Origin of the sequence: Blautia hydrogenotrophica DSM 10507, from assembly GCF_034356035.1 — a bacterium.
GTDB lineage: Bacteria > Bacillota > Clostridia > Lachnospirales > Lachnospiraceae > Blautia_A > Blautia_A hydrogenotrophica.
This window is the reverse complement of sequence record NZ_CP136423.1, coordinates 499907-522568: the sequence shown is the minus strand read 5'-3', so window position 1 is coordinate 522568 and position 22662 is coordinate 499907. Positions and strand designations below refer to the sequence as shown.

22 protein-coding genes are annotated in these 22662 nt (G+C 43.9%); 3 read left to right on the top strand and 19 right to left on the bottom strand.

The window, feature by feature from the left end:
- Positions 1 to 124: 124 nt before the first annotated feature.
- From BLHYD_RS02505 to BLHYD_RS02485, 5 genes are all read right to left on the bottom strand, one after another.
- Positions 125 to 1303, bottom strand: coding sequence for a cation diffusion facilitator family transporter (locus BLHYD_RS02505; RefSeq protein ID WP_005947333.1), 1179 nt, complete (start codon positions 1301 to 1303; stop codon positions 125 to 127).
- 139 nt (positions 1304 to 1442) lie between these two features.
- On the bottom strand, positions 1443 to 2627 hold the full coding sequence (locus BLHYD_RS02500; RefSeq protein WP_322141405.1) for an MFS transporter: 1185 nt from the start codon (positions 2625 to 2627) through the stop codon (positions 1443 to 1445).
- A 57-nt stretch (positions 2628 to 2684) separates the two neighbouring features.
- Positions 2685 to 3392, bottom strand: coding sequence for a hypothetical protein (locus BLHYD_RS02495; protein ID WP_005947308.1), 708 nt, complete (start codon positions 3390 to 3392; stop codon positions 2685 to 2687).
- The gene (locus tag BLHYD_RS02490; protein WP_040350446.1) at positions 3389 to 4099 is read right to left on the bottom strand and encodes an ABC transporter ATP-binding protein; all 711 of its coding nucleotides are present in this window, start codon (positions 4097 to 4099) and stop codon (positions 3389 to 3391) included. The genes BLHYD_RS02495 and BLHYD_RS02490 overlap by 4 nt, the downstream gene beginning before the upstream one ends.
- Before the next feature lie 100 nt (positions 4100 to 4199).
- The gene (locus BLHYD_RS02485) at positions 4200 to 4853 is read right to left on the bottom strand and encodes a TetR/AcrR family transcriptional regulator (RefSeq protein ID WP_005947305.1); all 654 of its coding nucleotides are present in this window, start codon (positions 4851 to 4853) and stop codon (positions 4200 to 4202) included.
- Positions 4854 to 5332: 479 nt separating this feature from the next.
- On the opposite strand from BLHYD_RS02485, the gene trpS reads away from it, so the two are divergent.
- Positions 5333 to 6379, top strand: a complete 1047-nt coding sequence (trpS, locus tag BLHYD_RS02480) for a tryptophan--tRNA ligase (protein WP_040350445.1) — start codon at positions 5333 to 5335, stop codon at positions 6377 to 6379.
- 85 nt (positions 6380 to 6464) lie between these two features.
- Here trpS and rbr read toward each other — a convergent pair whose 3' ends face one another.
- The 6 genes from rbr to treP form a co-directional block, all read right to left on the bottom strand.
- A complete protein-coding gene (gene rbr / locus BLHYD_RS02475; protein ID WP_005947299.1) occupies positions 6465 to 7058 on the bottom strand; it encodes a rubrerythrin in 594 nt (197 codons plus the stop codon).
- Positions 7059 to 7136: 78 nt separating this feature from the next.
- Complete coding sequence (locus BLHYD_RS02470) at positions 7137 to 8195, bottom strand: FUSC family protein (protein ID WP_040350444.1); 1059 nt, start codon at positions 8193 to 8195, stop codon at positions 7137 to 7139.
- Positions 8182 to 8637, bottom strand: coding sequence for a MarR family winged helix-turn-helix transcriptional regulator (locus BLHYD_RS02465; protein WP_005947296.1), 456 nt, complete (start codon positions 8635 to 8637; stop codon positions 8182 to 8184). The genes BLHYD_RS02470 and BLHYD_RS02465 overlap by 14 nt, the downstream gene beginning before the upstream one ends.
- Before the next feature lie 270 nt (positions 8638 to 8907).
- The gene (locus BLHYD_RS02460; RefSeq protein ID WP_005947294.1) at positions 8908 to 9165 is read right to left on the bottom strand and encodes an HPr family phosphocarrier protein; all 258 of its coding nucleotides are present in this window, start codon (positions 9163 to 9165) and stop codon (positions 8908 to 8910) included.
- Positions 9166 to 9182: 17 nt separating this feature from the next.
- Positions 9183 to 10838 carry an alpha,alpha-phosphotrehalase gene (treC, locus tag BLHYD_RS02455; protein WP_005947292.1) on the bottom strand — a complete coding sequence of 552 codons (1656 nt, stop codon included), beginning with the start codon at positions 10836 to 10838 and terminating at the stop codon, positions 9183 to 9185.
- Positions 10839 to 10941: 103 nt separating this feature from the next.
- Positions 10942 to 12918 carry a PTS system trehalose-specific EIIBC component gene (treP, locus tag BLHYD_RS02450; RefSeq protein WP_005947290.1) on the bottom strand — a complete coding sequence of 659 codons (1977 nt, stop codon included), beginning with the start codon at positions 12916 to 12918 and terminating at the stop codon, positions 10942 to 10944.
- 144 nt (positions 12919 to 13062) lie between these two features.
- On the opposite strand from treP, the gene treR reads away from it, so the two are divergent.
- Positions 13063 to 13797 (top strand): trehalose operon repressor, encoded by a 735-nt coding sequence (gene treR / locus BLHYD_RS02445; RefSeq protein WP_005947288.1) that lies wholly within the window; start codon positions 13063 to 13065, stop codon positions 13795 to 13797.
- Positions 13798 to 14115: 318 nt separating this feature from the next.
- Here treR and BLHYD_RS02440 read toward each other — a convergent pair whose 3' ends face one another.
- From BLHYD_RS02440 to BLHYD_RS02420, 5 genes are all read right to left on the bottom strand, one after another.
- Complete coding sequence (locus BLHYD_RS02440) at positions 14116 to 14712, bottom strand: class I SAM-dependent DNA methyltransferase (protein ID WP_005947286.1); 597 nt, start codon at positions 14710 to 14712, stop codon at positions 14116 to 14118.
- Positions 14681 to 15805, bottom strand: coding sequence for an HNH endonuclease domain-containing protein (locus BLHYD_RS02435; protein WP_005947283.1), 1125 nt, complete (start codon positions 15803 to 15805; stop codon positions 14681 to 14683). Before BLHYD_RS02435 ends, BLHYD_RS02440 begins: the two co-directional genes overlap by 32 nt.
- 66 nt (positions 15806 to 15871) lie before the next feature.
- Positions 15872 to 16273 carry a (deoxy)nucleoside triphosphate pyrophosphohydrolase gene (locus BLHYD_RS02430; protein ID WP_005947281.1) on the bottom strand — a complete coding sequence of 134 codons (402 nt, stop codon included), beginning with the start codon at positions 16271 to 16273 and terminating at the stop codon, positions 15872 to 15874.
- An 85-nt stretch (positions 16274 to 16358) separates the two neighbouring features.
- Entirely contained in the window at positions 16359 to 17171 is an 813-nt protein-coding gene (locus BLHYD_RS02425) for an HNH endonuclease (RefSeq protein ID WP_005947279.1), read from the bottom strand.
- 26 nt (positions 17172 to 17197) lie between these two features.
- Positions 17198 to 17536 carry a hypothetical protein gene (locus tag BLHYD_RS02420; RefSeq protein WP_005947277.1) on the bottom strand — a complete coding sequence of 113 codons (339 nt, stop codon included), beginning with the start codon at positions 17534 to 17536 and terminating at the stop codon, positions 17198 to 17200.
- Between the two features lie 531 nt (positions 17537 to 18067).
- Between BLHYD_RS02420 and BLHYD_RS02415 the strand changes: the two genes are divergently transcribed.
- Positions 18068 to 19141, top strand: coding sequence for a YkvI family membrane protein (locus tag BLHYD_RS02415; RefSeq protein WP_005947273.1), 1074 nt, complete (start codon positions 18068 to 18070; stop codon positions 19139 to 19141).
- A 62-nt stretch (positions 19142 to 19203) separates the two neighbouring features.
- Here the strand turns inward: BLHYD_RS02415 and BLHYD_RS02410 are convergent, their stop codons facing one another.
- The 3 genes from BLHYD_RS02410 to BLHYD_RS02400 are packed head-to-tail and all read right to left on the bottom strand — an operon-like array spanning position 19204 to position 22565.
- On the bottom strand, positions 19204 to 20307 hold the full coding sequence (locus tag BLHYD_RS02410; protein ID WP_005947271.1) for a hypothetical protein: 1104 nt from the start codon (positions 20305 to 20307) through the stop codon (positions 19204 to 19206).
- Positions 20304 to 21716: an FAD-binding oxidoreductase gene (locus tag BLHYD_RS02405; RefSeq protein WP_005947269.1), complete on the bottom strand. Its 1413-nt coding sequence runs from the start codon at positions 21714 to 21716 to the stop codon at positions 20304 to 20306. The genes BLHYD_RS02410 and BLHYD_RS02405 overlap by 4 nt, the downstream gene beginning before the upstream one ends.
- Positions 21717 to 21746: 30 nt before the next feature.
- Positions 21747 to 22565: a class I fructose-bisphosphate aldolase gene (locus BLHYD_RS02400; RefSeq protein ID WP_005947268.1), complete on the bottom strand. Its 819-nt coding sequence runs from the start codon at positions 22563 to 22565 to the stop codon at positions 21747 to 21749.
- Positions 22566 to 22662: the final 97 nt, after the last annotated feature.

The window sequence follows — 22662 nt, the reverse complement described above, 5'->3', positions numbered from 1 at the left end:
TATCATATAAGGAAAAATCGTGAGTTGTCAATACAAACACATCAAACAAGGCGTGCAGTCTTCCACTGCACGCCCGCTCCAAAACTAAAACTTACTGAAATCGCCAAAAGCACGACAATCCCCTTCACTCCTCCTGTATATAACTATGTTCCACCGTAATCACACACAGGTAGCGCTGGTCCACTTCCCTTATTTTTTCATTAAATGTTCTGACCAGCTCCGCTTTCTTATCCTCCTTGTACTCAAAAGGAACTACCATATCGAAGATCAAGTTAATCTGTCCGCTTCCATTCACCACCCGAAAATCATGAATACTGCATTTCTCGTCGATCTGACACAAAATCTCTTCTGCCTGAGCCCTTATCCTCAGAACCTGCGCATTCTTCATCTCTATAGGGTCCATATGAATTACCAAAAGCATTCCCAACTTCTCGGCCGCATCCCTCTCAATCCGATCAATCAGCTCATGAGCCTGCTCAATCCCAGCGTCATTTGGCACTTCTGCATGGATAGACGCCATGCTCTGATTCGGTCCATAGTTGTGGATGATTAGATCATGGGTTCCCTCGATCCCTTCATACGCTTCCACAAAATCTTTTACTTTTTTACAGGTTTTGGGGTCAATCGCCTCGCCAATCAGAGGTTCCAGCGTATCTTTGGCGATGCCGACACCTGCCCAAAGTACTACTAAAGCCACACAGACTCCCACAAAGCCATCTATGTTAATTCCTGTGACACCGAAAAAAATTAGCGACACAATGGTAGCGCTTGTCGTAACTACATCTCCCATAGAATCTGTAAATACTGCCATCATAACTTTGGAGTCAATCTTTCTGCCCAGCTTTCGGTTGAAAATCCCCAGCCACAGCTTCACTGCAATAGACAGCGTCAAAATGCAGACGGATAGTATCTGAAAATTCAACGCCTCTGGATTTCGTATCTTTCCAATGGAATCTTTTAAAAAGGTAAGCCCTACCTCCAAAACCAGAAACGACACCACCAAAGCCGCAATGTATTCCAGACGGCCGTGGCCGAATGGGTGCTCCTTATCTGCTGGCTTACCCGCCATCTTTACTCCCACAAAACTGATGATGGATGACGCTGCATCTGAAAGATTGTTAAATGCATCCGCAGTCACCGATACACTGTTTAAGAAAATTCCCAGCAGAAATTTCACAAGGAATAAAAAAGTATTGCAGATAATACCCACGACACTGGCAAATATACCGTAAGCAGTCCTGACTGCTGCCTTTTCCACAGACTGATAATCTCTGATAAAATGTCTGACTAAAAAATCTGTCATTGTCTCCCCCTGTGCAGACCGCCATCTCTTTTTCGGCTTCTGCCCTAAAACGAACTCTTAAAATACCTTATTTTATGTTTGACTTCCATATTACCAGAACCCCAAAAACAAGTCCAGCCTAACCTTCCCATAACAACACTCACAGATGTGACACGACTCTTCTGCTTTGCCAGACAATCCCCAGCGTCAGCAAAGCTGCCGCCAAAAAGATCACTGCTAGTGCCTCAGCTAACTGTTCAAAAAGTATCCCATACACGACCTGCCCCACGGGCAACGCACAGGTAGTAAGTGCTATAATCCACGCAATCACCTTTCCAACCATATCTGCCGGCACGCTCACCTGAATATAAGACATAACTTGAATTGTATAGACCGAAGTCGTAGCCATAATGAGCATCCCTGTCACAGCCAAGACTCCATAGGCTGCCAAAGAAGGTACATCCAAAGCCAGCACTGCTCCCATTGGCATCAAAAGTATTGCAGCTACCGCCAACAGTTTCCAGCTCTTCTCTATTGCCAATTTTTTACTGAACACCCCCGCACTCATACCGCCAGACAGCCCGCCTACAGCAATCAAAGCTTGAAGACAACCATACAATCTAGATGCCTCCTTTGGGGCAAAATCCAATGCCTGAACCACTACGACCGGAAGGCCAATAATCATCAAAGCCGATAAAACCAGATTCACTCCTGCACAGCAAATCGTAAGTTTTCCTATCGCTGCTCTCTTTTTTGTTATATAGATAATGCTCTTTGACAAATCAGCCCTGCATTCCTTCCATATAGACTCTTGCCTGGGTCTACAGGAGACTGGCATCTTAATAAAAATCTCCATGACTGCCGAGGCGAAGAAGCATACGGCTGCCCCTGTCAAAATCGGATAAATTCCCCAGACACTGTAGGCCACTCCGCCCAGAGCTGGGCCCAGCAGTCCAGACAAAGATGATATCATGTTGATAATGGCATTCGCAGGCATCACCCTTTCCTTCTCCACCAAAACTGGAATACTAGACTGTACCGATGGCTGATAAGTCCCAGAAATACCATACAATAAAAACAACATTACGGATATAATTCCCGTCAAATTTACTCTCTGATACAAAATCAAAAATAGAACAGTCAACCCTGAAGTCAAAAAATCCAAAGATACCATAATATTTCTCTTATTCACACGGTCTGCGATCAATCCGCCGATGGGCGACATAATCACCATTGGAACAAACGCAAACCCTGTCACAAGCCCCAAAACTGCCGCTGAACCTGTCACAGTCAAAAGGTGAAGCGGAAGCGCAAACCTGACAACCGAATTGCCAAATAGGGAAATAATCTGACCAACGACTACCAGCCAGAAATCTCTTGAAAAGCCTTTTCTAGTTTCTATTTAAACCACCTCCATATTTCTTATCTTTCTCTCCAAGCTGCAAAAACTTCCTGCGCCAAAAACAACCACAATAGCAATAAGCAGCAGCATTCCCATATTCCACACCAGATTCATCGCAAATACCTGGGTAATCAATATTGCCAAAATTAGTGCCGCGATGATTCCTGCTGTCAAAGACTGCCGTAAAAATCCAAACCACAGGCTAATTAAACTGATCGCCTCAACACCCACAGCAACGAACAGACTATAAAGAATTCCCTGTATAATCTCAAATATCCCAAAAAATTCCGGCATAACCAAGCCTATGTCAGATACCAATCCCACCGTCAGCACAGCCACCAGATTCGCAGCCACAGTTATAGCTGCGGTAAACCCGCCAGAAACCGCTATCTTTACCCAAAACAGTACCTCTCTCCTCACTGGATATGAAAACAATAACAGCACTTTCCTTCCCATATACTCATCTAGCACTCCTTTTCCATGGACGACTGCCCCCATAACCGAAAACTCAAACATTGAAATACTAGATACCATCACGATCAAGCCTCCCCAACTAGTGGAAAACACAACATCTTCACTATCCATTTCAGCCGCTGGCAGGAATAAAAATAGCAACCCAATGAACAAGCTAAAAACAAACAGTCCCGCTGCAACACAAAGATAGAATTTTATAGGAAGTTTTTTCCATTCTAGTCTCAAATATCTCATGACACTCCACCTCTCATCCAATGTAATACTTCTTTCTCGAAAACCAACAGATTTTTCTCATTGTACTCCTCCATATAGAATTCTTTTTCCACTTTTCCCCTGGTCAAAACTCCCACCTCATCAGCCAGAGAATACACATCCTGCAAAATATGACTAGAAATCAAAATTGTCGTTCCTTTATCCGCCTGACTCCTCAAAAATCCTTTCATTTTCTCAGAGCCTAAAGGATCCATCCCATTTAAGGGTTCATCTAAAATCAATAGCTCCGGCCTATGTATCATCGCTCTAGCGATGGCCAGACGTTGTCTCATTCCGACGGAAAACGCCATCACAGGCTTCTCTCCTACCGCTCCTAATCCCACTTCTCTAAGTATAGAGTCAATCTTCCCTTCTGCTCCCATATAAGCCAGATGAAGAGCCAGATTTTCTCTGGCAGATAAAGATTCGTAAAAGACAGGGACTTCAATCATACTACCCAAGTCTCTTTGTATCCCTTCTCGATTCTCCCAGACATTCCTACCGCTTATCAATATTTCTCCGTCCTCGGGTTCCAAAAATCCTGCGATAAGCTTCATCAAAGTGCTCTTTCCTGCGCCATTGACTCCCACCAACGCATAAATTTTTCCCTCTTGAAGCTTAAAAGAACAGTCTTGAAGAATTGGTAGATTTCCATATCCTTTTGTAACTTTTTTTACATCTACTTTCATCTTTTCCTCCTTTAATACCAACCGTTGGTATGTATTTGTCAAAAAAAATAATTGAGCGATTTTCCACACCCTCGCCAACTCAGGGCATGGAAAACCTATATTATTCAGATCGGCTCTTATAAATTCTCGCATACTCCGCAAATATCTCCACTGCCTGGTCTTCGATCACATCCAACCCAAACTTTCTCAACATATATTGATAAAACTTCATTCTCTTCGCCATCTCTGCCGGCCCACAGTGATAGATCATCGGATTCAGCCATATATTTCCCGTCAAGATTAATACTTCTGCCAATTCTTTCGGATATTCTGTCTGAATGGACCCATCTTCTACCCCTTCTTTTAGGATCTCATACGTCATTGTGGACACTTCCTCCATCAATTCCTTCATGTAGAGCTGCAGAAGCTGAGGACTTTTCATCATATCTGGAGCTGACTCGAACATCTCTTTCTGTGCCGGATTAAACACAGAAATGCGAAACAGCTCTCTTAACTTCTCTTTCCCATTTAAATCTTTACGACGGCGGACCTTCTCCATCTCTCCTGTAGCAGCAGAATAAATCATGTCAGATACTGCTCCCATAATCTCTTCTTTAGATTTAAAATGGTGATAAATGGCGCCTTTGGTCAGCCCCCCCAAATTATCAATAATATCCTGTATGGATGTGTGATCGTACCCTTTTTCCATGAACAGACGGGCAGCGGTGTCGACTATCCGCTTTCGCGTCTCCTCTGGATATTTATTTCTCGCCATAATTTTCTCCTACATACTAACGGTATGTTCATTATACATACTATCAGTATCTTCGTCAATACATTTTTCACCTTTTCTTTCTCATCTGTCCATCCCGCAGCTCATACACCTCAACTACACTTATCACTGAACAGCAGTATTTTCCTCATCTCCCTTGACAAAAATGCCTGAATTGTTATAATGAGATCAGTTATGGCAAACCAATGAGGCAGAAAAAAGACGGAGATGTACTCTCAGCGAGCGTAGGTAGGTGTGAGCTACGCAGTGTCAGCCGGGTAATATGGACTGCTGAGGGCGGCACCAAATATGCCGACGGCCGCGCACCGTAATTCGCGCAGGATATTTCCATATCCACAGAGGGTCAGAAATGACTAAACAAGGTGGCACCGCGTACTTTACGCCCTTGATCAAAAAATCAAGGGCTTTATTTTGTTATAGGAAAGACCTTGTCACACGAATATGCTAAGGAGGTAGAAACATTGGGAAAAGTTATTCTAACAGGGGATAGACCGACCGGCCGGCTTCATGTTGGCCACTATGTAGGCTCTCTGCGCGGAAGAGTAGAGCTGCAAAACAGCGGAGAGTTCGACAAAGTTTTTATTATGATTGCTGACGCTCAGGCATTGACCGATAACTTTGACGACCCGTCTAAGGTCCGCGCAAACATCACGGAAGTGGCCTTGGATTACTTGGCCTGTGGGCTGGATCCCGCAAAAACTACAATATTTATCCAGTCTCAAATCCCTCAGCTGACAGAGCTGACATTCTACTACATGAACCTTGTAACCTTATCCCGACTGGAAAGAAATCCCACTGTGAAAGCGGAGATCAAACAGAAAAACTTCGAGAAAAGTCTCCCCATGGGTTTTCTAACTTATCCAGTCAGCCAGGCATCTGACATCACCGCCTTTCTCGCTGACACTGTTCCGGTAGGAGAAGACCAGCTCCCAATGATTGAACAGACTAGAGAGATCGTTCGCAGCTTCAACAATCTGTACGGTGAGACTCTCGTGGAACCGAAAGCCGTACTTCCTTCCAACGCTGCCAGCCTGCGGCTGCCGGGAACCGACGGTAAAGCAAAAATGAGTAAATCCCTGGGTAACTGTATCTATCTGGCAGACCAGCCTGACGAAATCCGCACAAAGATCATGGGAATGTACACAGACCCTAATCATCTAAAAGTGTCAGACCCTGGAAACACCACGGATAACCCAGTCTTTTTATATCTGGATGCTTTCTGCAAAGATGAGCATTTTGAGAGGTATCTGCCAGAATACGCGAACCTGGCAGAACTCAAGGCACATTACGAGCGCGGCGGACTCGGTGATGTGAAGGTAAAGAAATTTTTGAACAATGTGCTTCAGGAAACTCTGGAGCCAATCCGTACCAGACGCGAAGAATTTGCAAAAGATATTCCATACATCATGGAACTCCTTCAGAAAGGAAGCGAAAAAGCTGAAGAAGTCGCGGCCGAGACTCTGCGCAGAGTAAGACACGCAATGCAGATCGATTATTTTGGAAAGTAACTAGACAGAGGGTATCCTTCAAAGCCCGCAGCTTGAAGGATACCCTCTTAGTCTCTCTCATCTTAAAAAATACATACTCAGATAATCAGCAGAAAGGCGACAGCTCCAAGCGGATAAAATATCCTCGATCATGCTCGCACACCAGACACACCTCGGGAGCTTTCTCTCCTTCATAAATATGTCCGCAGTTCAAACAAATCCAGCCTCTCTTCGCAGAAGAGACGTGAAGCTTGTTCTCTTCCAGCCACTGAGCAAATTTCCCGAACCGATCTCCATGAGACTTCTCGATCTGAGCAATCTTATAAAAAGAGTCCGCGACTCTCATAAATCCTTCTTCCTTTGCCTTATCTCCAAATCTCTGATAGACATCGTCATGCTCCTCGTACTCATTGTGCTGAGCCATACGCAGAAGCTCCGCCAAATCATCCGTCAGGTCCACTGGATAGCTTCCATCTACCTGGATATTCTGGCCAGACAGCTCTTTCAAATGTTTATAAAAAATCTCCGCATGTTCTTTCTCCTGATCTGCCGTATATAAAAAGATCTGAGCTATTGCCGCCTGATTTTGCTTTTTAGCCTGAGAGGCCCCAAAGGTATAGCGGTTTCTGGCCTGACTCTCCCCTGCAAACGCACGCATAAGGTTATCTTTTGTCTCACTAACGTTAAAATCCACTGCCATAATGTGATCTCCTTCATAATGAATTTTTTATAAACACATTATGAACCAAATCTTGGAATTTTATACGTCTTTGCGTTCTCACTCCCTGACCGTTTTCACTCTAAAGCACTGCGACATGATCTTCTGTCCCAGTCTTAAAAATATCCACGCCAACAACGCGCCACCCATATTATTTAGAATTCTCAACAAGATTGAACCACCCAAGCCATATATTCCCACTGCTGTCGAGAGTGCCCCAAGACAATTAAACACCGTTTTTCCTGGATACTGTCCACAAAAGCCCAGACATAATCCCGCTACCATTCCCAACATGGGGACATAAGACTCAGGAATCATGCAATAGAGTACTGCAAAGAACAAAGAACCCGCAATCGCTCCGCCTACCCTTTGTTTGGCCCTGAGATTTCTGTCACCTCTATAAAAAGTAAGAACTGAAGACCCAGCTAGTCCTACCCACATATAGCGTTCTACTCCCATCCCCATACTGATTAACAGAAGTAGACTGACGCCCAAAGCTGCCTGAATCTGCCACTGTCTTTTTGGGTCAGATAGGTGAAACTCTCTGACAATCTGTTTGAATCTTCTCTCCGGTTGGCTACTCCTATGTTTAAAATAGAAAACCAAAGCACACATGGCATACCCCAGCACGGCCATCCAAATCCTGTCTATAAATTCTTCTCTGTCAACCATGGTTCCAGACAAAAAGATATAGCCAAACAAATAAAGACCACCGTTCCCCATTTCCGGCCGCTCACAGGAAAACACTAAGATCAACAGCAATGAAAATACATTGATTAAAAAACCTAACCACGGACTCACCATCTGTATTAAGATTGGAGCAACCAGAAGGATAAAAAATATAAAGCCCAGATTTCTCAGCGAATCCGAAATGCAGTAGTGGAAATCTACAAACCTACAACTTAAAAAAATACAAAAAATCACCACGGCAAAATTGCTGTTTCCATCACCAAACAAAGCAGTCAAACTAGTTATAAAAATAATTGCAAAAGCCACGAGTAAGACCGCTCTTACGGCCATGGCGCCTACAAGCCGCATTTTTTCTCCAGCACTACCTGCTTTCTTAATCTCGGCTTTCAACACTGCTGGATCTAACTGCAGTGTATCATAAAACTTCACGTTCATTACTCCTTTCAAATTCCTGTAAAAAGCGATTGGCCACCATTACCATTTCAATGAAAGAATCAAATTCCTCTCCCATTTTTTCTCTTAAATAATAAATTGGCCTTAACATCGTCTGATAATCTTTGTTTAAAATTTCCTGTCCCGAATCCGTCAGATAAAGGTAATATTTTCTCTCATCTTCCTTACATTTTACTTTTTCTATATATCCTTTGCTCAAAAGAGATTTCAAAGTTCTGCTCACAGATTCCTTTCTCATTCCCATAATCTGGCTTACATCTAGTGGCGTTAGTTCCCCTAATTTCAAATATATCAAAAGCATCAACTCCATCTCCGCGGTTCGCAAAGTCAATCTTTGATTTTGCAACAGCATATTTCTGGAAAAATAATGCAGCTTCTGCATATTTTCAATCATCACCATCCACTCTTCTTTTCTCATTTATTCCTCCATATAATTAACATTGTTAATTATATTAACTCTTTGAAAAACTTTTGTCAAGCCCTTTCCACACAGCAGTATCTCTCAGCGATGAAATACGTTGTTATGACAGGTCCACATCAGGACGCTTTATGGCGCAGGACATCCATGCAACGAGGTCCTTCTCATAACAAAGAAGGAGCTTCTAAAGCTGGCTTTAGAAACTCCCTCTTATATAAAACACAGTTCTGTCTGCTGTAAACACAGAATAAGCTTTCCTGCTACACCATTTTACAGATTCTCTTTGAAGAATGCCTCGATCGCTGGTGCGGCTTCTACTTCGTCCGCTCCATCCACGCTGACTGTGATCTCGGTTCCTTTCTTAATTCCCATGCCCATAATAGCCAAAAGCTTGCCTGCATCCGCAGATTTTCCATTGGCCTCAATCGTAATCTTAGATGCGTATTTCTTTACTTCCTTTACCAGAATTCCTGCTGGTCTAGCATGAATACCCTGTTCGTCTGTGATCGTGTAATTGAACTGTTTCATAGTACCTCAATCCTTTCTCACTTAATTTTGTTATATAAAATAATACTTTCATAAGGCCTCAGTGTCAACTTATTTTCTTCAATCTTTTTATCTTTATAATTGCTGAGTAGAACTTCAAATTCCGACAGATCTTTCTCACACTTCCAAGTGACTTCATTTCCATAAAAATTGCTGACCACATAGATCTCCTCGCCCTCATAAACCCTGCGGTATGCCAATACGGAAGGGTTCTTCTGATCTAGCGGTTCCACATCTCCATAAGCAATCACATCGTACTCTTTTCGAAGCTGTACTAATTTTTTATAATGTTGGAAAATAGAATCCTGGTCTTTTCGCTCAGCCTCCGCATTGATGTAGGTATGATTGTCCGTAATCTCAATCCAAGGAGTACCCGTGGTAAAACCGGCGTTTTCCGACCCATCCCACTGCATAGGAGTACGGCTGTTGTCACGGGAGTGAATCTGAAGAATCTGATAGGCATTTTCCTCCGTCAGTCCCTTGTCCTGCAAAATTCGAAAGTGATTCAGGCTCTCCACATCCCTATACTGATCGATCTTCGTAAAATCTGGATTTGTCATTCCCAGTTCCTCTCCCTGATAGATATAGGGAGTTCCTCTCAGACAATGAATGACTGTCCCCAGCATTTTCGCCGATTCTTTCCAGTATTTCTTCACATTTCCGAATCGGGACACCACCCTCGGTTGGTCATGGTTGCACCAGAAGACCGCATTCCATGCCTTATGCTTTGCCATGTTCACCTGCCAATCAAAAATGATCTCCTTTAATTTCTGGAAATCAAAGGGTACCATCACCCATTTCTCGTTCCCCATAAAATCCACCTTCAGATGGTGAAAGCTGAATACCATGGACAGTTCTTTTCCGTCCTCACCTGCATAGTGGTAACAGTTTTCCAAAGAGGTACTGGACATCTCACCCACCGTGATAATTTCCGCGTCTGTCCCAAAAGTAGCCGCATTCAGTTCCTGAAGGTATTCATGTATTCTCGGGCCATCGGTATAAAATCTCCGACCGTCCCCTTCGTAGTCGTCCTTATACTCCCCCTTGCTTATCACATTAACTACATCAAATCGAAAGCCTTTCGCCCCTTTTCCAATCCAAAACTTTACAATCTTTTGAACCTCCTGGCGCACCTCCGGATTTTCCCAGTTCAAATCCGGCTGTGACACATCATAAAGATGCAGATAATACTCATCCGTCTCTTCCAGATACTGCCATGCGCTCCCGCCAAACTTACTCTGCCAGTTAGTAGGCGGAACTCCCGGCTCTTTTCCTTTTTTAAAAATATAGTAATTTCTGTACTTCGGATCACCTTTTAAGGCTTTCTGGAACCACTCATTCTGGTCAGAAGTATGATTGAACACCATGTCCAGCATCAGACGGATTCCCCTTTTTTCCGCCTCTTTTGCCAGCTCTTCAAAATCCTCCATCGTCCCGTATCTGGGGTCCACGTGATAATAATCTGCAATGTCGTAACCATTGTCTTTCTGGGGAGAAACATAAAATGGCGTCAACCAGATATAATCTACCCCCAATTCTTTGATATAATCTAGTTTTCCGATCACACCTCTTAAATCTCCGAGTCCATCGCCATTGCTATCACAAAAAGACTTGGGATAAATCTGATAAACTACGCTTTTTCTAAAATCTGCCATTTTTCACACCTCGACTCAATAAACTATTACTGCCTTATTAGGAAACCGCAGGCATGAAATCCATGCCTGCGTATTTTTTTATAACCTTTAAACTCTAACTGCGTCACTGTGCCTTCAAAATTGTGGTCTTTCCTGCCTGAACATCCATTCCGGTAATATACTGAATCTCTCCTGCCTCTCCTTCTTCTGTCACGATGATAACCGTCGTCGTGGGATGTCCGGCTGCACGAATTTTCTCCGGGTCAAAACGAATCAGCGGATCTCCTGCGCGAACCTTGTCCCCGCTCTTTACCAGTAATTCAAAACCATCTCCGCCCATGTCTACCGTATCCACTCCCACGTGAATCAACAGCTCCATCCCTTTTGCCAAAGCCAATCCACACGCATGTCCCGTATCTTCCATCACAACACTGACTTCTGCGTCTGCCGGGGCCACCACGGTATTGTCTGATGGCTCAATCGCCAAGCCGTCTCCCATTACATGCTGAGAAAACACCTCATCAGGCACATCATCCAGTGGAATCGCCTTACCGCTTAACACAGCCTTCAATTCCACATTTTCCGTGCTCATGGCATCGTCAGCCTGAACGTCTCCACTCTCCGGTTTTACGGACAGCTTTTCGTTTTTCTCCACCGCCACGTTCTGTTCAGACAGACCTCTCGCCTCAGCGGAAAGTTTTCTGCTGCCCACGATTGTAGTCAGCACAAACGGAACGACAATCGCCACCAACATTGCGATCAGGAAAATCAAGTAGTACTGAGCTTTGATCGACAAAATTCCTGGAAGTCCACCGACACCAATGCTGACTGCCTGCACACCAAATTTGACTGAAATCATGGCCGCTATGGAAGAACCTATCATGCCGCAGATCAGAGGAAATCCATATTTCATATTCACACCGAACAAAGCCGGCTCTGTAACGCCTAAGTAACAAGAAATACATGCCGGTACATTGACCTGCTGTGCACGCTCGTTTTTCTTCTGAAGTCTCGACATCGCCAACACACTGGAACCCTGCGCAATATTGGAAAGCGCAATCATCGGCCACAGAATTGTTCCATTATAAGAACTGATAAGCTGTGTATCAATGGCATTGGTCATGTGATGAAGTCCTGTCATAACAATTGGCGCATACAAAAGCCCAAAGACTCCCGCAAACAGCCATCCAAAATTCGACATCAACCCACCGTATACCACATTGGCAATGCCGTTTCCAATCTTCCAACCGATTGGTCCTACTACGGTATGCGCAAGTATCACAGCCGGCAACAAAGAGCAGAACGGAACGACAATCATGCTGACCACTTCCGGACAATGCTTCTTAAAGAATTTTTCCAGATAGACCAGAATAAATCCGGCCATCATAGCTGCGATCACCTGGCCCTGATAGCCGATCATCTGTACTTTCGCGAATCCGAAATCCCAAATCGGAATATCCGCGGCAGCGGTGTTCGCCACCGAAAAACCATTGAGCAGCTGAGGGGAGACTAAGGTCAAACCCAGAATAATACCAAGAATCTGCGTCGTCCCCATTTTTTTCGTGATCGACCACACAATGCCGACGGGCAGCATATGGAACACTGCCTCACCAATCAGCCACAGAAAATTATAGGTACCTGCCCAAAACTGAGAAATATCGGACAGACTTTGAGTTCCGTCATTGAAAAAGTTAATCTCACCGATAATGTTACGGAAACCTAAAATCAAACCGCCACAAATCAAGGCCGGAATCAGCGGAGCGAAAATCTCCCCCAGTGCTCCCATGATCTTCTGCAAAGGATTCTGATTTGTCTTCGCAGCAGCTTTCACCGCATCTTTGCTGACGCCCTCTACGCCGGCATATTTGGTAAACTCATTGTAAAAGATAGCGACGTCGTTTCCAATGATTACCTGGAACTGCCCTGCTTGTGTGAAAGTTCCTTTCACACAGGCAATCTCTTCGATGGCCTTTTCATCCGCTTTCTTTGTATCCACGAGAACAAAGCGCATTCTCGTCATACAGTGTGAAACGGCCTGGATATTTTCTTTTCCACCAATTGCATCTAGCAACTGCTTGACTTCATTTCCGTATTTACCCATGCTTCCTTCTCCTTAAAAAAATTATCTTGTTTAAACAAGTATATACTAGCACACTTGTTTAAACATGTCAACACTTTTTTCTTGACTTTTTAGTATTCCCCTATATAATAAATCTTATAATTCTATCATAAGAGAGTGTGTAAAATGCCAAAAAGCAAATATCAAGATATATACAAAAATTTAAAACAAAAAATTGAAAATGAAGAATTTCAGTATCAGGAACTTCTCCCCTCTGAAAATTCACTAATACAGATCTATGACTGTTCCAGAAACACCGTGCGCAGAGCGATCAGTCAGTTGGTGACAGACGGATATGTACAGACTATGCAGGGGAAAGGTGTGAGAAATATATTTCAACCTGTAGAGCAGACCTCCTATACCATCGGTGGAATCGAATCTTTCAAAGAATCCTCCGCGAGAAATCACGTAGTTGGTAGAAGTGAAGTACTGTGTTTTATGGAAATCACAGCAGATGAAAACATAGCAAAGCGCACAGGCTTTTGCGCAGGCACTGAACTATTTTATCTTCAAAGACTTCATTACCTGGACAACAAGCCATTGATTATTAATCACAATTACTTTTTAAAAGACTCCGTCCCTGGATTGACCTCTGAAATTGCAGAGAATTCCATCTACGAATATCTGGAAAACGAGCTGCATATGACTATCGTCAACAGTAAACGGGTGATCACTGTGGAAAAAATAACCGAGATTGACGAAAAATACCTTCATCTCAACGCCGACGATTACAACTGTATGGCAGTGATTACCAGCCAGACTTACAATAGTGACGGCACCATGTTTGAGTATACCCAGTCCCGTCACCGACCTGACTACTTTCGCTTCCAGGATAATGCGGTCAGGAAGCCTATCAATTGATTCTCCGGTCTCTCCTACAGGAAAAATCAGAGAAAGCAGTAGATTTTAGGGCAAAAAAACTCTTCTGAGAAGACAAGCATTTCTATTCTGCTTGTCTTCTCAGAAGAGAGCCTTTTAAAAATCGTATCTTCTTATCTCCCAACTCCTTAGACCAGATTTTTAGAATTTCACGTTGGCTATCTCATAAAAATAGAAATTCACTGTCTTAGAATCTCCTCTCCCAGCTACATCAGCTCAATATCTATAGCCCCACAGATTTTATTTTTCACATTCCACACAGTCTGTCCGTACCCCACATAATAAAAATGTCCCATCTGTCTACCTCCTGATTTTTGCAATCACATTCAACCAAACTTCCGTTTCCCGTCCCGGCCTCACATCGTATGTCTCAAAGCACTCCTCCACGCGGAAGAGCTTTTCTCTCTCAAACAAATCTCTCAGTTGTATCTCCATAAAATCACTGAAATGCCGTCCCCCAAAGCATCTCTCAGAATCTCCCTTTTTAAAAGACGCATAGAGAATCCCCGGTTCTCGCAAAGCCAGGTACAGCCTTTCCAAAACCTCTGGAAGTTTTCTTTTGGGAACATGGAGTAAAGAAGCGCACGCCCAAACACCGTCAAACGCACGCAGATAAGTAATTTTCGAGAACTCCATACATTTTACTTCCTGCCCCAGCCAACGCCCCGCTTTTTTACACATTTCTTCTGAGGCGTCAAAAGCCTCCACCTGATACCCTTGTTCCAGGAAATATCTGCTATCCCGGCCGCAACCGCAGCCGGCATCTAGAATTTTCCCCTTTGTTCCCAAATAGCTCAGAAACTTTTTTCTACAAAAGCTCATATCTACATGTAAAGTCTCAGAACAATAACGCTCAGCCCATTGATTATAGTAGTTCACCGTCTGGTTTTCTTTCATAGCTCCAACTCCCAAACCCACTGTTCCTTGCTGACTGGTAGACCGGCCAGAGTATTTCTTCTAACTGTCCTCCGAACTCTCCCTCACTGAGTCCGCTTCTGTACAGACGCTGCCGAATGTCATCACTGTTTAAATGTTCCCTCGCACATTTTTCGAATTCCACACGGACACTCTCATACCTCCACATCATCTGATAGGACAGATATTCCTGTCTGTTTAATAGCACAAAATACTTTTCCCAGGCTGGCAACCGATTCCCCTTGCTACTGTTTATACTTCTAGTGGTGGGATGAAGATTCCAGAACTCATCGTGGGCCACATAGGACCACGGAATAAAATGATCTATGGACAGATCTCGTTCTGTTAGCCTTCTCTCCCCGTATATGTCACAAATGGGACAAATCCCCAAGATCGTTTTCCAATATTTCTTAACCTTTTCTAGCTTCCGCTCCTGAGGTGGATAAAGCTTATCTGAGATTCCAGGTACGCTTGGATTTCGTCTTTGTAGGTAGAGAATCATATGGTATCTCAGCCATCCTTTGAGAATCTCCATATTTTTGCGGATATAAGCCTCCCAATCCGGCTGAATAGAAATTTTCGTCTCCATGCCACGATACAGACTGAAATAATATATCAGTCTTTTTTGTTCATTGATCCGCTGAATTTTTTCGTTGATTTTTCCGTCAAAATCCTTATTTTTAAACCCTGTGAGCAGCGGCGACTGAAGGCGGTAAGGTACATTCCCAATCAAAATCCTTTTTAACCGCAGCACCTCTCTGTCCGTACACTCTTCCAGAAAACCCAATATCTTTTCTTTTTTCTCAGAGGATTTCAGTTGCGAAATCTCCTGGAGATGCCGTACAATCAGTTCCAGATTATCCCTCGGCCCCAGATTTAAATGATACTCTGTGACCATATACCAGGCACTTGCGATCATCTCATTCACGATCTCCTCAAAAGACATCGTCGTTTTTCCTGATTCAATTTTAGATAAAATACCCTGAAACCAAAAAAATTTATAACATTCACTGGTGTTTGCAAACAGCCTGTTTAATGCTTGAATCTCCAATTCCTCCGCATATGGCAGATACATCTTCTCACCTCAGTTCTGCTATCTCTCAATGTAACAAATTATCAATGCCGCCACTAAATATATTTGTCAATAGGACTTCGATTCGAAATACATTTGAATTTCATCTATCAAGTCTCTATCCGCAGGAAGCCAATTTACACTATTTAATTCATTCTCCCCCAGCCATTTTGCTGCCTTATGTTCTCTCAGCACCGGCTCTCCTTCCCTTATTTCACATACAAAACATTCCATGGATAAGTGAAAATCAACATAATCATATTCAACTGTCTTTAGCCATTCCCTCACGTCCAGCTCTACGTCCAATTCTTCCCTGATCTCCCTCTCCAACGCTTCCCGAGCAGTCTCTCCTACTTCTAATTTTCCTCCTGGAAATTCCCAGTATCCTGCAAACTCTCCATACCCTCTCTGTGTCGCAAATACTTTTCTTCCATGGAAAATTACTGCGGCCGCTACTTTAATTTCCCTCATTTTCCTCGCGTTCACCCCTATAAAGTACAATAAAAGTTCCTCTGTCGCTATTTTAAGATTCCTTTTTTAGCTTCTTTTCTTGTTTTTATAAAGACAATAGTCTATTTAACTTTTCTTCATTTTTTTCTGCGATAAAACGCAACTTTAATATGTCCTCTTCACGATTTAGGACATGCATTCTTCTATGGCAATTCGGACAAATCGCAACAATATTGTCAATGGTATCTGTTCCACCGTCTGCCAAACGCTTAATATGATGCTCTTCTAAATATGGTTCATGATTACGGTCTAAAAATGGTGCATCCGCCCCACAAAACTGACATTTTCCCTCTGCGATTCGCTTTATCAATTCTTTTAGATAAGGGTCTCGATAATAGACCGTTGTCTCCACCGTTTTCGGCCTTCTTTCCCTTCGGCTTATCTTTGACCGCCTCTCCAATTCCCGACTTGATAATTGGGACAGTGCTCTATCTTCTGGCTCGTCAAGCTCCCTCACGGGTTTCAGTGGAAATATCCAGACTCTACGTAATTGGCCTTCTTCGTCTGCCTGAAGCGATTGATACGGCTCATCTGCCAACTGAACAATACCCCGATACGTATAGACTGCTCGTTCCATCACTTCAAACAAATGCACTTCTATCCCATTAGAATCTGAATAATATAAAGTTCCATTTTGGTTTCCCTCTAAACTTTGGTCCCCTAATTTCCCCATACCAGTATAGTGCAATATACCGTTTTTCCACTCATCTTTATACAAACTCTTCGTGTCATCCGAGATAATCACCAAAGTTCCCGTCTGTCTTGATCTACGCATACCGCCCATATTTCCACACTTAAACAGGGTTCTCAATTCATCGTTTGTCAAAGTATCCCCCAGTCTCAAACCTGCTTCAAACACTTGTATCGCCTCCCTTCTAGTATTCTTTAATCATAGGAAAACTCTTTTCTCAGAATTTCCTTGGGAGCCTCAATCTCATCCGCAATGGAATGCTCCGTCAATTCTGACAGTTGTTTAATTTTTTTGTTTATCAAAGGTCTCATACAATTCGGAACATGTTCCTGATGTGCCCTGTGGATTGCGACACATTCTTTACAGTTTCCATGATAGCGACAGGCTTTTTTACAAGGGCAGTGATCTTTGTTCCTGTACTCTTCCCTAAATTCTGCTGCAAATTCTTCCTGAAGCCGAAGCCCTTCCTGCCGGTCTCCCCTGTGAAATGCCCGCATTGCCTCTTTTTCTTTCTGGTTCCCTTCAATAATCAATCTGACTCCTCCTAACTTGATGTTACCGGATTTTACACAAACTCTACTCTCAGATATATTTTATCACAGTTTCTGTACAAATACAGAAAAAGAATCCGTCTTCTCCATCAAACTACAGCCAGTTTCTTTTTTCCTCACACCTCTTTTTTGAATTCCCTGTGCAAGCTCCCTGAAATTCCACATTTTCTGAGCCGACACAGACTACAACATACAGAGCAAAACGCTCCGAAGCTCACTACCACGAATATCCCATAATCAACAGAAAAGCGACGCCCAAAAGTCTTCCTCTTCGACAGACCGTAACATGTGAATGAAAACATACTATAAAACTCTTGGTTCCCACGTTTTCAGAACTATGATAAAATAAAAATTAAAAACCGCTCACTGTTTCATTATCACTCCTTGGCTATCAGCTCAAATCTGTAGTAAGCGCTGCTTTTTTGCCGCACGTACTGTCAATGAATTACGATAAATTAAACCTGCTGAGAATCCAAATCAACAGCGAGAATACAAAAGAAAGGAGGAGCTTTCATGGAAAACCACATAAATTTTAAAAAAGTGTTTAAAACTGCTGGCGCTTTTATGGCTTGGGTCATCGGTTCCGGCTTTGCCACCGGCCAAGAGGTTCTTCAATTTTTTTCCAGCTACGGATACCACAGTTACGGAGTCGTCCTCTTGAACCTGGCTGGCTTCATCGGAATCGGCTATCTGCTGATGCGCTCTGGCTTTGAGCATAAGACCAAGCCTGATTTTAACCACTTCAAATTCTTCTGCGGCAGTAAATTGGGAACCTTCTACACCTGGCTAATCACCGCAATCTTGCTGCTTTTGATTCCCATATTGGTGGCCGGCGGCGGTGCGACCTTGAAAGAATACTATGGCATCAACACCTACATTGGTTCCGCGCTTATGGCCGCCCTGGTCCTGGCCGCATATTTAATCGGTTTTGAGAGAATGATAAAAATTATCTCCTCTCTTGGTCCTTTGATTATTGTCTTTTCCCTGATCGTCGGCATCCTCTCTCTGTTTGCAGATATGGGAAATTGGGAAAAGATTCCTGCCTATGAAACAGCGCTTGCCCCCTACCACGCAGCCCCCAACTGGCTGATGAGCGGGCTTTTATATCTGGGGCTGAACTTCTTCCCTGGAAGTACCTATTTCACACGGCTGGGCTATGGGGTGTCCTCAAAAAAAGAACTGAAATACAGCGCAATTCTTGGCGGAACTGCCCTCCTCCTGTCGATTACAGTCGTCAGCACCGCCATCATGCTCAATGGAAATGCGACAGCGGGTTTGGAGATTCCCGTCCTCTACCTGGCGCGAAAAATCTCCCATCTCTTTGGCGGTGTATTTTCTGTCATACTGGTTCTTGGAATTTTTTCTTCCTGCTCTGCAATGATGTGGACTGTATGCAGCCGCTTTTCCTTTCCGCAGAAATCCTGGAATACCCTGTGCGCTGCCGCAGTCGCCGTATTTGCCTATTTCGTCAGCCTGCTTTCTTTTGGAAAACTGGTCAGCGCGATTTATCCTGTCATCGGATACATTGGATTAATCTTTATCGCCTGTGTGCTGTACAAAGGAATTTTTCACAGGGTTAAAAAATAAAACGTAAGACAAGAATAGGGCGGTGCACCAATCTATCGCGTGCGCCGCCCCATCTCTTAACCCTATAACAATTCCAAATAATGAAAAACTCTTTTATCTCGAAATTTCTCTTTCAATTTAGGCAATGCCGTCGGTTCAAAAACCACAATTGTCCCAGCTTTCGCCCTCTCAATATCTTCATATGCATCCTGTTCTATCGCCTGAAGCATATCTTTTTTTCCACAAAACAGCTTATACTCTGCTCCAACAGGTTTTTGCCAGACTGTCAGTGCATTGACTCTTTTATCTCCCTTCAGAATTGGAATAAATTCTTCACTGTTTACCTCCTGAATTTCTGATTCGCTGGGAATCAGCCTGCCAAGTAGTTCTGCATTGAGCAGATACCGAAGATTAAAACTTCCGGCATACACATAGGTTTTTTCTTTCACATCCATCGGCTCTAACCATTCCGGCAGATAGATCACCTCGAAAGGAACCGTTATCTCTGCCTTATCAGCCAATTTCGTAAGCACATAGGTAGTTTGAGCAGACAGTACCCATACCTGACGAACCTTCATTTTTGCATATTTCTCTACTAACTGTTTGAGATGTTCAATTCCCTCTTCCACCAGTCCATAGGCAAAGTATTCAAAGCCGACAAACTCCGCGTCCGCGCGGTTGACAAAGGAAATCCCCTTCCGATTCAAATATTCTCTCAAAGGCCCTTCCCCAGCCTTTGCATTCTGTGCGGTCTCCTCGTCCAACAAAATCGCCTTGTCGGACTTCTCATCCATTGGCAGCTCCCAGGAAGTTTTTTCATACAGACGTCCCTCTTTGGCCTCCAAAGCTTTTTGGAACTCTTTCACTTCCGGGGATTGATACCCTTTTTTCAGCAGCATTTCCCGACAGAGAATCGTGACGTCGGTGCAGTCCTCCGCACACTCCCGGAAATTCTGCCAGCGTTCTCCCTGCCTTGACAAAATGCTAGAAAAATTGATCTCGCCAATATAATCTGAAAGCTCGATCTCCCCCTTATACACAGCTCTGGCAAGCTGCAATCTTCTGGATGGATAATCGTGCATCATCTTTGTGGCACGAAATTCGGGACAGTAACAAACTGCCTGATCCATATGGATAACCTGATGATTCAGTTGATTTTCATAGTGTTCCAGTTGAAATTTTCTCATAGACCAAGCACTCCTTTGTTCAGTAATCCTTTGGGGTCCAAAGCGTCCTTTATCTTTTTCATCACTTCGACTCCTGCTTCCCCATGCTCGTCCGCCAGATAAGCAGCCTTCGCCTTTCCACAGCCATGATGATGAGAGATATTCCCACCGTATTTCAGACTGGTCCTGATAGCTGTATCCAGACACTCCAAATAGCGTTTTTCACCGTCATAATCATCTCCCTGGGTATCCGCATGGAAAATTACATATACGCTGGCTCCCGTATGATAGACATGAGAGAAATGGCAGTCCACCACTGTGCAAAGAGGTTCCAGTGCTCTTCTCATCTCTCTCCACACATTCGCGATGCAGTCCCATGGCGCCGCAACCTCAATGGCATCTGCGGTTCCGCCTTTCGTCGCGTCATAATCCAGCATCTTCTTTGTAGAGAAACGAGTACGGAACCAGGCTTCTCCCGCCTCAGTGCCCTTATTTACTCCACCGTTTTTCACACAGTATTCATTCACCAACTCACGTTCTAAGTCCACTTGTCTTGCCAGTCCCTCATATCCAACGATCAGCAGCACCTGATCTTTCTCATAGTGAAACTCTGCCAGCTTTGGAATAGCCTCTTCCTCATCGTACAGTCTCACCACCGCTGGATGCACATGGTTCTGCACAAACTGACGGATTGCTTCTAACGCATCCTCCGTGCGCTGGAAGGTATACGCTTCGAAATAGCGTTTCTCTGCCACTGGATATATTTTCATCTCCACCTTTGTCACAACACCATAGGTTCCCTCTGCTCCCAAAAACAGCTGATCCAGCTCAGGGCCTGTGGAAGCTTTTGGGCATTTATGACTCTGATACACATGGCCGTTGGGAAGTACCACTTCCAGAGAATTTACCATGTCGTCCATTTTTCCGTACTTGGTGGAAAAGGTACCGATTGCTCTGGTGGACACCATCCCTCCCAGCACCGCGCTCTGGAAAGACTGGGGATACTGACCACAGGTATATCCTGCATTATTCAGCAAATTTTCAAACTCCGCTCCGGTAAGTCCTGCTCCGCCGGTGGCAGTTCCATTGATCGGATTGATCTCGAAATCTCTCAGACGCTTCGTATCAATCATAACCTCTCCGTCCTCTGGTATGGTTCCGCCTACAATTCCAGAACCACCGCCATAAGGAATGATTCCCACCTCGTATTTCTGTGACAATTCTAAGATTTTGCTGACCTCCTGGGTACAGTTTGCCATCAGGATGGCAGACGGCAGATATTTATAGGTTCCTTGCAGCAGCCATTTGTATTCCCTTGGATAACAGCCGTGTGCATAAATCAGACGTTCCTCTTCTTTGGTCAGCACCGTGACTTCTGGCATTGCTTTCATTATTTCATCCAGAAAAGGCTTCACATTTTCTTTCTTCATACGATTTCTTCCCTCTGTCTATGATTATTTTTATTTCTGATGGACAATTCTGCGGAAACGTTCCAGCGCTGCTTTCGGATCGTCGGACTGGTATACATTTCTTCCAAATACAATACCGCCTGTGTTTGCAGTAACGGAGGCTTCTGCCATCTTATCCGCAGCGTCGTCCGCAATCTTAGAACCGCCTGCCACCAGCAGGGGCGCCGGTGAGATATCCTGTAATTCCTTCAATCTCTCTGGGGTATCCGGATATTTTACCTTGATAAAGTCTGCACCAAGCTCAGCAGCCATTCTGGTATGCACCTTCATCAGATCTAATTTCATGGTTCCATCCTCATTCGTCTCCTTACTCTTGACCACACGGGGTTCTATGATATGAATCAGTCCATATTTCTGGCACAATTCATTCACCTCATAATTACGGCGCATCTCGTTCGCCTCTCTCAGCGGATCGTCAAATCCAATGAACAGATACGTCATCACACCGATGGCTCCGCTGGCCAGGACACGGTCGATTGTGGTAACTGGTTCAATGGCACCCTCTGTATAACCCAACTGACTCTTGGAACGGCTGATGCTCTGCCAATCGTAGAGAGCGATCATCTCCGGAGCGTTTTTTCCGGTAAAAAGCTTCTGACAGGAAGGCAGAAAACCCATCGGCATCAAAACCGCGTCTGCGGCCTTTAAGGTCTCGTTCTGCCTCTTAATCTCTTCATTAGTCTCCATGCCTTTCATCGGTCCCATCAAAATTCCATGGGCATACGCCACCATCACAGTTCTCTTGGAATCCGGATTTAAAAAACGGCTGAGGCGAAGTTCTTTTCCGATCTGATTTGTCACTTTAATCATAATACTGCTCCTTTTTTATTCCTTCTTGAATTTTCTTCTGTTTTGTCTTATTTATTCTATATACAGAATACTGTATATATGAGTGAATGTCAAGTCT